This is a genomic window from Bacillus sp. MZGC1 (assembly GCF_002998605.1).
Classification (GTDB): domain Bacteria; phylum Bacillota; class Bacilli; order Bacillales; family Bacillaceae; genus Bacillus.
In genome coordinates, this window is the sequence record NZ_PVRE01000001.1 from 142895 (window position 1) to 157862 (window position 14968).

At 41.2% G+C, this 14968-nt stretch carries 12 protein-coding genes; 8 read left to right on the forward strand and 4 right to left on the reverse strand.

Translation table 11 applies throughout. The features are described from left to right. Window positions 1-57: 57 nt before the first annotated feature. The gene (ganS, locus tag C6Y06_RS00675; RefSeq protein WP_106036366.1) at window positions 58-1323 is read right to left on the reverse strand and encodes a galactooligosaccharide ABC transporter substrate-binding protein GanS; all 1266 of its coding nucleotides are present in this window, start codon (window positions 1321-1323) and stop codon (window positions 58-60) included. A gap of 172 nt (window positions 1324-1495) precedes the next feature. After that, the gene (locus tag C6Y06_RS00680; protein WP_060597629.1) at window positions 1496-2491 is read right to left on the reverse strand and encodes a LacI family DNA-binding transcriptional regulator; all 996 of its coding nucleotides are present in this window, start codon (window positions 2489-2491) and stop codon (window positions 1496-1498) included. A gap of 172 nt (window positions 2492-2663) precedes the next feature. Here C6Y06_RS00680 and C6Y06_RS00685 point away from each other — a divergent pair, with 172 nt between their 5' ends. Then, window positions 2664-3563 (forward strand): LysR family transcriptional regulator, encoded by a 900-nt coding sequence (locus C6Y06_RS00685; RefSeq protein WP_034660520.1) that lies wholly within the window; start codon window positions 2664-2666, stop codon window positions 3561-3563. A gap of 15 nt (window positions 3564-3578) precedes the next feature. Here C6Y06_RS00685 and C6Y06_RS00690 read toward each other — a convergent pair whose 3' ends face one another. Continuing rightward, window positions 3579-5255, reverse strand: coding sequence for a hypothetical protein (locus tag C6Y06_RS00690; protein WP_106036367.1), 1677 nt, complete (start codon window positions 5253-5255; stop codon window positions 3579-3581). Between the two features lie 397 nt (window positions 5256-5652). Here C6Y06_RS00690 and C6Y06_RS00695 point away from each other — a divergent pair, with 397 nt between their 5' ends. The 6 genes from C6Y06_RS00695 (at window position 5653) to C6Y06_RS00720 (ending at window position 11739) form a co-directional block, all read left to right on the forward strand. Further along, entirely contained in the window at window positions 5653-6096 is a 444-nt protein-coding gene (locus C6Y06_RS00695; RefSeq protein WP_024427564.1) for a hypothetical protein, read from the forward strand. A gap of 3 nt (window positions 6097-6099) precedes the next feature. Next, window positions 6100-6438, forward strand: coding sequence for a DUF3969 family protein (locus tag C6Y06_RS00700; protein WP_045210169.1), 339 nt, complete (start codon window positions 6100-6102; stop codon window positions 6436-6438). Between the two features lie 164 nt (window positions 6439-6602). Continuing rightward, window positions 6603-7460, forward strand: a complete 858-nt coding sequence (locus tag C6Y06_RS00705) for a MurR/RpiR family transcriptional regulator (RefSeq protein ID WP_106036368.1) — start codon at window positions 6603-6605, stop codon at window positions 7458-7460. 185 nt (window positions 7461-7645) lie between these two features. Continuing rightward, a complete protein-coding gene (gntK, locus tag C6Y06_RS00710) occupies window positions 7646-9190 on the forward strand; it encodes a gluconokinase (protein ID WP_106036369.1) in 1545 nt (514 codons plus the stop codon). Between the two features lie 24 nt (window positions 9191-9214). Beyond that, window positions 9215-10543, forward strand: a complete 1329-nt coding sequence (locus C6Y06_RS00715; RefSeq protein WP_106036370.1) for a GntP family permease — start codon at window positions 9215-9217, stop codon at window positions 10541-10543. A gap of 89 nt (window positions 10544-10632) precedes the next feature. Continuing rightward, window positions 10633-11739: a DNA alkylation repair protein gene (locus C6Y06_RS00720; protein ID WP_106036371.1), complete on the forward strand. Its 1107-nt coding sequence runs from the start codon at window positions 10633-10635 to the stop codon at window positions 11737-11739. A gap of 31 nt (window positions 11740-11770) precedes the next feature. Here C6Y06_RS00720 and C6Y06_RS00725 read toward each other — a convergent pair whose 3' ends face one another. After that, a complete protein-coding gene (locus tag C6Y06_RS00725) occupies window positions 11771-13108 on the reverse strand; it encodes an amino acid permease (protein WP_034660513.1) in 1338 nt (445 codons plus the stop codon). 319 nt (window positions 13109-13427) lie between these two features. Between C6Y06_RS00725 and C6Y06_RS00730 the strand changes: the two genes are divergently transcribed. Then, complete coding sequence (locus tag C6Y06_RS00730) at window positions 13428-14942, forward strand: methyl-accepting chemotaxis protein (protein ID WP_106036372.1); 1515 nt, start codon at window positions 13428-13430, stop codon at window positions 14940-14942. Window positions 14943-14968 lie beyond the last annotated feature (26 nt).

Consider the following 14968-nt stretch of genomic DNA (forward strand, 5'->3'; position numbering starts at 1 on the left):
CTTCATATGATATTAGATCAACTACGGGCAGTTTGATAGACTACCCGCATTTGATGGTTATTTGGAGTGATTTGCTTTAATTTGAGAGTCGATTTGATTGACCGCATCATCAAATGCCTTTTTCACATCTGTACGACCAGTTGCAATGAGACCTAATGCACTATCAATCGGCTTCCACACTTCTGCCATTTCAGGATTGTTCGGTGTCAGCGTGGCATATTTCGTTTGTTTTGAAACAGCATCCGCATTAGCGTTTTCCGTAATGATTGGATCTTTCATCAGTTTTTTCACTGGTGGAATTTCCTCTGTCAATTCAAAGCGTTTCTTCGCATTTTTTTCGTTCGTGATAAATTCAACAAATTTCTCAGCAAGTTCTTTATTTTTAGAATAAGAGGAGACGTTGTAGCTCTTTACACCTAAGAAGGAGCTCATATGTTTTCCGTTAGGGAGTGTTGGCAGTTCAGCCACGCCATAGTCAATACCCGCCTTTTTAAATGGACCAAATGACCATGGACCAGAAATGACAGCTGCTGCTTTTTTCTCTGTGAATAAGGAGTTGAGGACATTGATTCCTTGTTCCCCAATGATGCCTTTCGGGAAAAGTCCTTCGCTAAAGAATTTTTGAATGTATTCTCCGCCTTGGATGGCGCCATCGTTGTTCAGACCAATGTCATTAACATCATAAGAGCCATCGCTTTTCTGCTTGAAAATATAGCCCCCAGATCCGCCTAAAACACTTTGCGCATAGTAAATTTCATCCCATTTCGCAACAAAGCCGTACTTTCCGTCTTTTGTCAGCTTTTTCGATAGATCATACCAGCCATCAAGTGTCGTTGGTGCCTTTTTGACAAGGTCTTTATTATAGAAAAGCACCGTCGTTTCAACGGATTTAGGAAGACCATACAGCTTGCCGTCTACCGTTTGTGATTGAATCGATTCGTCTGTGAAGGAGTTAATCACTTTTTGATCTGGTTTGATTTCCTGTAATAGCCCCTCAGTGACAGCTGATCCAATTTGATCGTGAGGCATCGTGATGACGTCTGGACCTGTCCCAGCTGCGCCATCTAGACGTAGAGCTTCAATTTGGTCGGCATAAGCTTTTTCGACCACTTTGATTTTCACATCATGTTGTTTTTCGAATTCTTTTACAGCGTCTTGAATCCCATCAGACTTTTTGACATCCTCCCACACTAGCAAGGTCTTTGTACCTGTAGATGCCGGATGTGTACCGCTTGAATTGTCATCTCCCGGTCCGCAAGCTGAAAGCAGAAGCACAGCAGTACCAACGACTGCTGATAATGTCGCCCATTTTCCCTTTTTCATTGGTAATCCCCTCTCGTTCTTTTTTCACAGATGATAAGAAAACGCTTTCTTAATGTGAGAATATCAACTTAAGTAAAAAAAGTAAACATATTTTATTAAATTTATTAAGTAAAATTTTTTACTCATATAGAGAGAAAAGAAGCCCTCCACATTGGACGAGGCTTCTAGTTGTTTATATCGTACTTTTCCGAAAGACAGGTTCTGAGGCAATCAGCACAGTTTTAGGTAATGCTCTGCCGTCCACAAGTCTTTCTAACAGTAAATCGACAGCTGTTTCACAAAGTAAAGACGTGTGGATATGATACGTGGTGAGCGGTGGTGACACATATTGAGACACATGAATATCGTTGATACTAAAGACGCTCACGCGGTTCGGCAGAGAAAATCCGCGCTCGTTTAATGCTTGTAAGCAGCCGATGGCAAGAGGATCACTAGCGACACAAAAAGCGGTGGGCAGATCATCACCAAGCTCATCAATCGCCTTCATCATCAGCGAATACCCTTCATCTACTGAGAAATGATGACCGACATAGACCAATCGCTCATCAAGGACATTGTGAGCCATCATATATTCACGGAAAGTCGTTTCGCGAATATCTGGAATATGCACATTCGTATTCAGGTCAAGGTCTGTGCCGCCTACGAATCCAATGGATGTGTGTTTTTTTTCAATAAAAGAATCGATGATCTTTTCAACAATTCGTTTCAGATTTGGTTTTACAGAATCAAAACGGTCTTCATCCGGTGACGTATCAATAAAAACGATATGCTGGGTGATTGCATATAATTGATCAAGCTCTGACGTTTTAAATCGGCCGATGGCGATGATCCCTTCTGTAGAAGGATCAATGGAATGAAGCCCATCAGATGGATTGTAAGCGGTGACATTTAAACTCCGAGTATTGGTCAGTTCCTCAATGCCCAGTCGAATGGATTTAAAATAAATATCTTCAAGCTCTTCCTTTTCGGTCATCCAATAGAGAAAGGCGATTTTTTTTAATGAATGTTTGAATGTTTTCTTTTGATAGGACAAAGCTTCTGCGGCGGCGTATACTTTTTCGCGTGTTTGATCCGTGACAGATAGGTTGGGATCTTGGTTCAGTACGCGAGATACAGTCGCAATGGATAATCCAGCTTTTTCAGCAATGTCCTTTATTTTAGCTGCCAAATCAGCACCTCCTATAGAAAATATCTCCTCCTAGTATAGAGTCTTTAAAAAAATTAGTAAATATTTTTATTAAATTGTTTTCAGTTAAGCGCTTCTTTACGCACTGGGAAGGAATTAGTAAGATATATATATGAAAGGTTTTGGATTAAGATTTCTGATAGGAGAGGGACCGATGTATTACGATGCACTGAAGACATTTGTGACAGTTGTGGAAGAGAAAAACTTTACAAAAGCAGCCCAAAAGCTGCGGATTTCTCAGCCGAGTGTCAGTCTTCATATTAAGAACTTGGAGCAGGAATTCCAGACCGTTCTGCTGAATCGTTCGCCAAAGCAATTAACGGTTACACCAACTGGGGATATGCTGTACCATCGATCAAAACAAATCATTCGTTTATATGAACAGGCGAAGCAGGATATTTATGAGCATCATCATCTGGCAAGAGGGAAGCTGACAATCGGGGCGAGTTTCACCATTGGAGAGTACGTGCTGCCGCAAATATTGGCAGAGTTTCATCAGCTCTATCCGCATGTTGATATTGAGGTGGTCATTGATAACACAGAGGCGATCGCCAGACATGTCCGCTTATTCCATGTCGACATCGGTTTAATCGAAGGACAGACCAATGACAAAGAACTAACTGTCGAAACTTTTCTAGAAGACGAGCTCTATATCGTGGCGCCATTAGATCACCCCTTTGCTAAGAAAAAGGATGTCACGATTGATCAATTGCAAAACGAAACATGGATCACAAGAGAAGAGGGATCAGGTACCGGAGAATACTTACAGCACGTCCTGAAATCAAATGGGCTGAAAGCACGGACCTTTGTGACATTTAGCAGCAATCAAGCGATTAAAGAAGCTGTGATCCACGGAATGGGGCTTTCCGTTTTATCTAAATATGTCCTCCAGCGAGGCAGCATTGGCGGTGAATTGGCTGTCATTTCTGTGAGAGGAATGGATTTCAAACGAAAATTCTCCTATGTCGAGTCACCAATGACAGGGGGAAATAAAAATAAAGAATTACTCGTTGAATTGTTAAGGAAAGAGAGAAAAGACGCTTCTCCTCAGTAGGAGAAACGTCTTTTTTTATAATCCTTTGATTTTGATTTCATCAACTGGAAGGAAGATTTCACCTGTATCTGTGTATTTCATGGTGACCTGATCGCCTTCTTTTAAATAAATGACAAGAGGTTCTTTTTCAGATGACATGGTGTAGCTTTTCCCATCGTCTAGCAGGAAGGTGACGGTTGTATAATCACCGGTCTTTTCTTTATAGACTCGTTTGACTTTTCCTGTAGCTTCTTTCTTTTCCTGCTTAGATGAACTGTTGACGGTGCCGCCGCCTTTTTGAAGAGCTGTCTTATAGGCTCTCAATGCTTCGTTTGGTGTTGAAGCGTACGCAGCGATTTCAGGATTGGCTGCAGAAACGATAAAGTAGTTTTGCAGGAATCCATTTGAATCGAGAACCGGTGTGAGCCAGCTGGCTTCTCCATAGAAATTATAGAGAATGGGCATGCGCCCTTTCCATTTCTTCTCGATGAATCGTTTTTCAATAATTTGCAGAGCACCTTGAGAATCCATGTAGGACTCTTCAAGATTACCGGTATAGTAAGTCGCTTTTCCTGTCCGGGCATTTGTCAGGGCATACCCAAGCATCGAATCAACGCCCTCTTTCGGACTTGTGAAATCTGTGAAGTAATACATATCTCCTTTTGAATCAAACACTGGACTTACATTGGCTTCTGTTCCTTCATCTGAAGGCAGCTTCACATCTGATTTTCCAAACATACTGTTCCAGAACCCGTGAATATAGTTTCCGAAATAACTGTTTTGCAGACTGACCGATTCTGGTGAAACAGCACCATCAATAAAAGCAGGTACTTGATCTAGAGCATATTTCTTCGTTGCGCCTGTTTTGGCATCAACAACGACTACGCCGGAAGCTTTAAAGCCGTTTCGGGCAGAGATAAAATCGCCATACGTGCGAATGTAATAAGGCTTACCATCATCATTGATTTCCAGCTGGGTGTCGCCGTAGAAAATCAAATCAGGGTACTGAAGCCGGATATGCCGCTCAATTTCTTTGTTGAAATAAGAGGAAGGCGTATAAACCATCTCTGTTTTTACAAACTTTGGATTAGCAGATGAGTCGGTCGCACTTAGTGTAAAGTAACCCGGCGTACTGCCCGAACGAATCCATTTAAAGAAGTCCGAGAATTCCACTGGGGCGATGTACACATACTCACCGTTGACCTTCTGGATTTGCAGGCTGCCAAGCTCATAGTAGCTTGTGTTCGGAACCTGTCCAAACGATTTCTTCATTTTGTTCCGAGCGAATTGAGGCGGTACACTTGCAGGTGTTTCCGTCTCATCAAACGCTTTGATTTCCACTTTTTGTTCCATTTTAGAGACATCAAATTTCTCATTCGCATTGAATAGAAAAGCTGTCGCCATATAAACACCGAGCAGTAATAGAATAAGAAACAGCACGCCTTTGATCTTACGCTCCAATCCAACTGACAAAAAGGCACCTGCTGCTGTCACAACAAGTCCAATCAACCATAGGGATGAAGGGTTGCGATCTAAATTGGAGATGTAATAGAAAACAAAAATACCGACCATGAACAGCAAAGCAAGGCCTGCAATCCACATAAGCGGAACCTGCTGTTCTGTTCCTTTCTTTCTAACGAACAATCTGAGCGGTGTGAGCAAAAGGGTCAAAATCAGACCGATCACAACCGAAAATAACAAAATATATCCCACAAACAGATCTCCTTTCAAATCAATCACTCTTTTAGTATATACGAGTGAAGAGGGGAAAAGATTCAGAAGAATCATACCAATTCGATTTTATGAAAAAATGAGTTGAAAAGGGCCTTTTAATATTTCGGTAGGTTAAATGATATTGTCCTTGCGCTAGATGATTAGATTTTAGTGAATATTTTGTGGACTTAAACTTTAATTTTTATCTCCGAGGGGTATATTCTTTTTTATTCATTACTTTAGGAATTTATATTGTAATAAATAAGATGTTAAAAGATAGAGATATCTTTTAAACAGTATAAAGATTCATTTTAATTTTCTACAGAATGAAATAGTTATAATATTCCTAGTATGTTATATTGTATTTTATATAGTTAATATTAGGAGATAATTTAAATTGAAAAGACGTATTCCTTTTCTCATTATTTTTACTTTAATTGTATCGTTATTTTCACCGTCTGTAACATTCAATATTAATCGAGAGGCTTCTTCAAGAGACAAAAGTGTCCAAATTGGTTATAAAGAAGCCGATGCTGTATGGGGTCTTGTCATCCGGACTATTTTTGTAAACGGGGTGAAAGCAAGTAAACATTTGTATAAATCAATAAAATATGCCCCTAAATATCCTGCTGGTTTTAAAGCTGTTCAAAATGGGACTAAAAAAGTTACAGTAAATAATAAGAAGTTGTTATCTGAGTTAAAACAGATTGAAGGAGGGACTTGGAAAAAAGTATATAAAGATGGCTATAAAGACGGAAAAAAGGTTTCTGTACATTATTTTCAAAGTAAATCTGGTTTGGTGTATGATGTGAAAGTTAAAAAAGGTTGGAGTGTGAAATGATTTATGAATAAAATAGAACTAAGATATTCTTCACATGAAGATTTAGATAGGATTATTGTTATAAATATCATTGGTATAATCATATCGCTAAAAGAAGGTTTAATCACTATAGAAGAAGCGGAAAAGCTCATGTTCAGTCCACGAACAATCGATGTTTTAAAAAAGAAAGGGATAAATGAAGAACTGATAAATATACTTCATTTGGGAACAGAACTTGAAGATGTAGAAAGTTTAATACCACATGAATTAAGTGATAGTTTAGAAGAAATAAGGGTAAAATGCTTAAGATTTTTGGAAAGAAATATAGAAAATGAAGTTGAAAATAATGTGGTAGATTGTTGAGCTAAAAGTGTATATTATAAAATTTTGAGTAAATCTTTTTTGATTTATTGATTAAAACGATGAATTCATAAAAAGAGAAGTCTGTGCAAACAGGCTTCTTTTTTATAAGATGGGAACATAAGGAAATGTATGCGCTCACATAAATAAGGGAGGAGTGAAGTCAATTGGCTTCTGTCAGTTTAAGTAGTATTGAAAAAATACGAGCAGCAAGCAGGGGATTGCCGCCAAAGCTGAAAGGAATTGCAGAACATATTACGAGTGAGCCCCGCGACATCATCCATTTGTCTATTGTCGAGCTTGCGAAAAAGACAGCGAGCTCAGAGGCAACGATTTTTCGTCTTTGTAAAAGGCTTGGATTTGAGGGCTTTCAAGATTTGAAGATTGCTATTGCCCAGGAAATAGACCAAACAAAGCCTAATTATGTAGATGAAGAAATGAGTCTTGATGATGATACAGCGATTTTTATGCAAAAGGTTTTTCAGGCGAATATATCCGCTTTAAAGGATAGCTTTCAATTGTTGAATCCAGAGGATGTAGAAAAGGCCATACAAATCATACATGAAGCGAAACGCTTAGAGTTTTATGGGAGTGGTGGGTCTGGACTCATTGCAACAGACGCTTTTCATAAATTTATGAGGACAGGTATCAACTGTATTGTTCACACAGATTCTCACTTTCAAGCGATGTCTGCTGGTCTCCTTGACCAGCACAGTACAGTGATCGGTATATCTCATTTTGGACGTAATAAAGATTTACTCGATGCGATGAAAACAGCAAAGGGAAAAGGAGCCAAAACCATCGGCATTACAAGCTATCAGCGCTCTCCATTGAGTCAGCTTGCAGATGTCACGTTGTATACAGCGACGCAAGAAACGGCTTTTCGAACAGAAGCGATGTCTGCAAGACTTGCTCAGCTGACTGTCATTGACGTTCTATATTTTGCACTTGCTCACTTAAGGCAGCAGGAAACAATAACAAATTTAAAGCAAATGCGAGAAACCATATCACAAAAAAGGGTGTAATGATTCCAAAAATAAATTTTTCTGATGATGAAAAATGCTGCTATGGTAACGATTGTGAGCTTTTGGATGAAAATAATTTTCTTTTCGGTCGTTGAATGTCGAAAAAATTATTTTTATAATGGGATTTAACAGGTATATCAAAAACTTCATATCTGATTTCAAATCAATGATTGGGCGTGATACAGATGAAGGGAAACCAGGCGGTAATTGGTTTGGATATTGGAACAACAAGTACAAAGGCGGTTCTGTTTGGACCACAGGGGAAAGTAATAACGAAGCATTCAGTACCTTATGATCTCATTCAGCCCCAGCCAGCATGGGTTGAGCAGGACCCTGAAAAGATATTAGAAGCCGTCATTGCGAGTGTAAGAGGTGCATTGACGACAGCAGCATTTGATGTAGCAAATCTCATCGGCATCGGGATTAGTACTGCGATGCATTCCTTAATTGTGATGGATGAGGATGGCAAGGCGTTAACGAACAGTATCATTTGGGCAGATAACAGAAGTGCAGAACAAGCGAAACGAATCTTATCAGATATGGATGGCTTCCACATTTATAAAAGGACAGGTACACCGATCCATCCAATGTCACCGCTTTCAAAAATACGTTGGATCAAGGAAATGGCACCTGATCTCTTCAAGAAGGCAGCGAAATTTATTTCTATCAAAGAATATATTCTATATCATTTCTTCGGTCAGTATGTCGTCGATTATTCAATCGCTTCAGCAACAGGTCTGTTCTATTTGGAAACGCTTCAATGGGATGAACAGGCGCTTCGTATTGCTGGAATTGAAGCCAGTCAACTGTCTGAACTTGTCCCAACGACGTATCAGCTGAGAGGACTTCAGCCTGAGATTGCACTGCGCATGGGCATTAAAGAAGATACACCATTTGTGATTGGTGCGAATGATGGCGTTCTAGCGAATTTAGGTGTTGGCGCGATTGGAAAAGGAGAGGTGGCTGTTACGATTGGGACAAGCGGTGCGGTCCGTACGGTTGTAGACAAACCAATCACAGATGAGCAATCAAGAACGTTCTGCTATGCGCTGACAGATAAACATTGGGTTGTGGGAGGACCGACCAATAATGGCGGGATCATGCTGAGATGGCTGAAGGATGAATTTGGATCTTCAGAGGTGGAGGTAGCAAAGCGCCTTGGTGTGGACCCTTACGATTTAATGATGGATATTGCGGAAAAGATTCCAGCAGGCTCAGAGGGACTGCTGTTTCTGCCATTTTTATCGGGTGAGCGTGCACCTTATTGGAATCCAAATGCGAGAGGCACCTTCTTTGGGATCGGTCTCCAGCATAAGCGGGAGCATTTTATTAGAGCTGTGTTAGAAGGCGTCATTATGAGTGTTTTCTCGATCGGTGTTGCCTTAAGAGATTTAACCGGTTCTGCAAAGGATGTCAGAGCTTCGGGCGGATTTGCACGATCACCGCTGTGGCGGCAAATTTTAGCGGATACGATGGGCAGAGAAGTACTTGTTCCAGAAAGTTATGAAGCGTCAGCACTTGGGGCGGCTGTCCTCGCACTTCATAGTTTAGGTCATATGGAAGAGATAGAAGAGGTTCAAGAGTGGATTCGAATCTCTGCCCGTCATGAACCTAATATGAAGAACAATGAAACTTACATAGAGCTGTTTTATTTATATGAGCGTCTCTACGATAAACTGAAGGATGAATTTGATGTCATTAGTGCGCTGCAATTAAAACAAAATCGTTAAACATCAGGGAAAAGGTGGGAGAACATGCTTTTATTCATCGTGATTGCGGCGATTGTCCTTTTACTCATTCTCATTACAATCGCTAAGCTGAATCCATTTGTGAGTTTAATTATTACTTCTATGCTAGTGGGCTTTGCTACTGGAATGGATTTGCAGGAAATCATTCAATCGATTAAAACGGGATTAGGCAATACGTTATCATTGCTGGCCATTGTTCTAGCGCTTGGTACAATGCTTGGGAAAATGATGGCTGAATCAGGGGGAGCAGAGCGGATAGCTCAAACTTTAATCGGCCGGTTTGGGACGAAAAATGTGCATTGGGCAATGATGTTTGTTGCCTTTATCGTGGGGATACCTGTCTTTTTCCAGGTCGGTTTCGTTCTTCTCATTCCTTTACTTTTTACAATTGCCATTGAAACAGGCATCTCGCTCGTGACAATTGGGCTCTCGTTAATTGCTGGCTTGTCTGTCGTGCATGGACTAGTGCCGCCTCATCCAGCGGCAATGGCAGCCGTTGGCATCTATCATGCCAACGTGGGGAAAACCATTTTCTTTTCTATAATTGTCGGATTGCCGACAGCGATTATTGCTGGACCGCTGTATGGTAAGTGGATTGGAAAACGGATACATAAACCAGTTCCGGAGATGCTGAGGAAGCAATTCACTGAACGAAATGAAGATCGAAGGCTCCCCGGCTTTGCGAATACGATGATTACCATATTGGTGCCGGTGATTCTGATGCTTCTTGCCACATTGGCGGACATTATCTTACCAGAGGACAATATGTGGTTCCAGGTATTCAAGTACATCGGGGATCCAATTACAGCACTGCTGATTGCAACGGTGTATTCTTTCTTCAGTCTTGGCTTTATGCAAGGAATGAGCCGTGACCGAGTGCTTTCATTTAGCAACGAGTGCTTAGGACCAATCGCTTCCATTTTGCTTGTCATTGGAGCAGGCGGGGCTTTCAATAATGTGCTCATTGATTCGGGCGTTGGTGATTATATTGCAGATGTAGCCCAACACTCGCCGATTTCACCGATTTTGCTAAGCTGGCTAATTGCTGCGGTGATTCGTGTAGCAACAGGATCTGCGACGGTCTCTATGATGACGGCAGCAGGTATTGTAGCCCCAATTGCTGCAACTATGCCGGATGTGAGCAGAGAGCTGCTTGTGTTAGCCACAGGAGCGGGTTCGTTAATTTTATCTCACGTCAATGACTCTGGTTTTTGGCTGATCAAGGAGTATTTTGGTATGACCATTAAAGAGACGTTTTTGACATGGACGGCTATGGAGACGATCATTTCCGTTAGTGCTATTGCATTTATTATGATCATTAATATGTTTATATAGCGAACAACAGCCTGGTTCTTTGGAATTGGGCTGTTTTTGCTTGTTGTGATACCACTTTCTTCAGATTGGGGTAAAATAATGATATTGAGATGTGGGAGGCGGACACGATCGAACCATTAAAACATGTGTACCATGAATTATTTATTCAAGAATTAGCGGAGAAACTTGTACAGGCTTCGACTGGATTTGATGCTGAGCAATTCCAGCGGCTCGTGCTTCAAGAGGATTGGCAGCAGCTTGAGTTAAAAGGACGGATGAGAAGAGTCACTGAATCGATGCATGCCTGTCTGCCTGAGGATTATAAGCAGGCAATTGAGGTACTGCGTCAGGCAGCCCCGCATTTTTCAGGGCTTAGTGCGCTCGTATTTCCAGACTATGTCGAGACATATGGCCTTGCACATTGGGATCTCTCGATCAAGGCGCTCGAATTCTTCACGCCTTTTTCCACTTCTGAATTTGCCGTTCGGCCATTTCTGATTCAAGATCAAGACAAAATGCTGGCGCAAATGCTCGTATGGTCTCAGGATCAAAATGAGCATATACGGAGGCTTGCTAGTGAAGGCTGCAGACCGCGCCTGCCATGGGGCTTATCTGTTCCTTCGCTTAAAAAAAATCCTTCGGTCACACTGCTGATTTTGGAAAATTTGAAGTCTGACTCGGCGCGGTATGTGCAAAAAAGTGTGGCGAACCATCTAAATGATATCTCAGCAATTCAGCCTGATCTGATGAAGCAGACAGTTCAAAACTGGTATGGAACTAACAAACATACGAACTGGATTGTCAAACATGCATCCCGTACTTTACTCAAAAAAGGAGACCCAGATATCATGGCTTTGTTTGGCTATGGAGACGATCCATCCGTTCAGGTAACGGATTTGAAGATAGTACAAGACCCTATTCGGATCGGTGAGAAAATGACTTTTCATTTTACACTTCAGGCCGATAAGCCGCTAAAGCTGCGTGTAGAGTATGCCATAGACTACGTCAAAGCTCGGGGGACCCGCAATCAGAAGGTATTTAAAATTACAGAGTTTGAAACAGGCTCAGCATTACATAGAGAATTCGTCAGGTCACAGTCTTTTCAAAATATGACGACGAGAAAACATTATGAGGGAACCCATACTTTATCGATTATCATCAACGGTATCCGAAAAGCGTCGGTTGATTTTGAAGTAACAGAAGCCAGCAGCTCATGAAAAAAACCCGCCATTAGGCGGGTTTTGGCGTTTAAGCCTTCTTTTTCATTAAGAATGAAGCAATGATGGCTGCGACTAAGAAACCGATGCTGATAATCGAGCTAGGCAAGTTTTCTGGTCTGAATAGAAACATCACAAAACTCACACTTAGTACAAGACCTGCAAATAAAGTCAAATACGGAAACAGCCACACCTTAAAATACGGCTCCTGTGGATATTTCGGGCGAAGTTTCAGATGTGCCATGCAAATGCTAATCCAAATGAGTGAAACAGCAAAACCAGGAATAGCCAGCATATAGCTGAAAATTTGCTCTGGATATAAGTAAGCAAAGAATGTTCCGATTAGAAGAAACAGAACGGTCACCCATAAACTCAAAATGGGTACGCCTCTTTTATTGACCTGTGCCAGCTTTTTCGGACCGCCATCTGATTTAGAGAGAGAATGCATCATTCTCGTCGTTCCATAAATGCCAGAATTGGCCGCAGATAAAACGGCTGTAATTAATACAAAATTAATGAAGTGAGAGGCGCCTTGCATACCGGCTGCTGAAAAGACTTGAACAAATGGGCTGTTATTTGGATCAATTTGATTCCAAGGAATGAGTCCGCAGATGATCAAAATCGGCAAAGTGTAAAATAAGATAATACGCCACATCATACTTTTAACAACACCAGGCAAGACCTTCTCGGCATCCTTTGTTTCTGTAATGGTCAGCCCGATCAATTCAGAGCCCCCGTAAGAGAAGATAACGACTAATAAAGATGCAAAGATCGCACCCCATCCGTTCGGGACGAAGTTTTGATAGTTGGTGAGTGCAGGTGTGCTTTGTTCGTTCGGAATGATCCCAAATAATAGGGCTGCACCAAGAATAATAAACACAATAATAACGAAAATCTTCATTCCAGCGAACCAAAACTCAATTTCACCAAAGTATTTTACATTATTTAAGTTAATTCCGATGACTAAGAGTGAGCAGAGTAAACATAGTGACCATAGCGGCACGTTCGGCATCCAGTATTGAAGCAAACTGCCTGCCGCGATAATCTCAATGACACACACAGTGAGCCACATGAAACAGTAAACCCAGCCGACGACAAATGAAAAACGTTGACCAAGCGCAATCTGTATCAGGTCGCGAAGGTTATTTCCCGGATAGACAATCGCCATTTCAGCTAAGGCTGCCATCACGATGAGCAATAATAATCCGGCAAATACATAGGAAAAGATGACCCCTGGACCTGCTAAACCGATTGTATCGGCACTTCCTTTAAAAATTCCTGTACCAATGACCCCGCCCAATGCAATCATGCGAATGTGACGCGGTGATAAAAGCTTTTTTAATTCTTGTTGTTCCTGATTCGCGCTCATGACGTTCTCCTTTTTTAAAAATGCTTATGTTCCATTTTCTTTTTTCGGGACGTCAGTGTCAATATAAAAAAAGAGATTTTTCAGACAAAAAAGGCGGTTGTTTCTTTCAAATGAGCCGTTTTTTTCCATAAATCCTTTCCATCATCCATCACCAAAATCTGAAACTTCGTGAAAAAATGAACATTTGCCTTAATTATGACATAAACAATTTTCAGTTTTTGTCGATATATCTTTTGTAATACTAAAGTCCTAATAAAGAATTGTTTATAACTGTAAAATATTTCAAAAATGTATGAAGAAGTGAAAGGAGTTATGAAAGATGTTTATGAGAAAAGCGAATGATTCATCGTCGGGAACCCTTTTAAATGAAAGCAGTCAATTAGTAGAACGAATTGAGAAGGGAGACCTTTCAGCAAGAATAGATACTGCTGCATTCTCTTCAAGTCAAACGATTGAAGCAGTAGCCCAAATAAATGAAGCTTTGCAAAAGATGCAGGAAGTAAATGAAGATATTCAAATGCGGATGAATTTAGTGACAAAAGCCATTCAAGTTGGTTTATGGGATATGATCGTTGTCGCTGGAGATCCGGTCAATCCAAAAAATGAGTTCACATGGACGGAGGATTTCCGCAAAATGATCGGCTTTCAAAATGAGCACGATTTTCCAAATGTTTTAGACAGCTGGGCATCTCGAATCCATCCGGATGAACAAGAATATACCTTAAATGCATTCTCTTCGCATTTATTGGATCATTCGGGACGTACACCATATGATATCGAATATCGCTTGAAGTTGAAAAACGGAGATTATCGCTGGTTCAAAGCAACTGGCACGACCATTCGTGATCGAAATGGTGTCCCTCTTCGTGTAGCGGGAGCTCTTTTTGATATTCATGATCAGAAATTGAAAGAAGAAGAGCTGCAAGCATTCGTGACGAGATATGACTTGATCAACCGTGCGCTTGTGGAAGCTCCTTGGGACATGGTCGTAGAGGCCGGCGATCCAGTCAATCCGAATAACGAGTTCTGGTGGTCCCCGCAGTTCAGAAAAACGCTTGGTTTTACGGATGAAAAGGATTTCCCGAACGTGTTAAGCAGCTGGAGCGATCGCCTGCATCCTGAGGATCAAGAAAAGGCTCTCCAAGCTTTTGCAGATCATTTAAATGATCACTCTGGACGCACACCATTTGACATTGATTACAGATTGCAGAGCAAAAATGGCGAGTATCGCTGGTATCATGCAGGTGGTGAAACCATTCGTGATGAAAAAGGTGTTCCTCTTCGTGTGGCTGGAACCATTCGTGACATCACGTTAGAGAAAAACAAAGAGAAAACAGCGAATGAAATGGCTTCACAAGTAGAACAGCTTTCAAGTTCGATCAGCGAGATGGTATCAGGCATCAGCTCTGTGACAAACCAAGCGCAAGAGCTTGCTGTCGCACAAGAGCAGTCAACATCTGCTGCCAATCTAGCAAAAAATAGTGCAGATGAGACGAAAAATATTTCTGACTTGATCAAAGAAGTAGCGAACCAAACGAACCTGCTTGGTTTAAATGCTGCGATCGAGGCAGCGAGAGCTGGTGAGCAAGGAAGAGGATTCTCAGTCGTTGCAGATGAAGTGCGTAAGCTGGCGCTTCATAGTGCCAATGCAACGGAGAATATCGAATCTAGTTTAACAGAAATGAAAACACAAATTGATGAAATTCTTGAAAATATCTCGAACATGACAGCTCTTACACAAACACAGGCTGCTTTAACAGAGCAAGTAAATGCTTCAGTCGATGAAGTGAACCACATGTCTCAGCGCCTTGTGGCCTATTCAAAGAGTATTTAATCACCAAAAACCGCCCTCTCATAGAC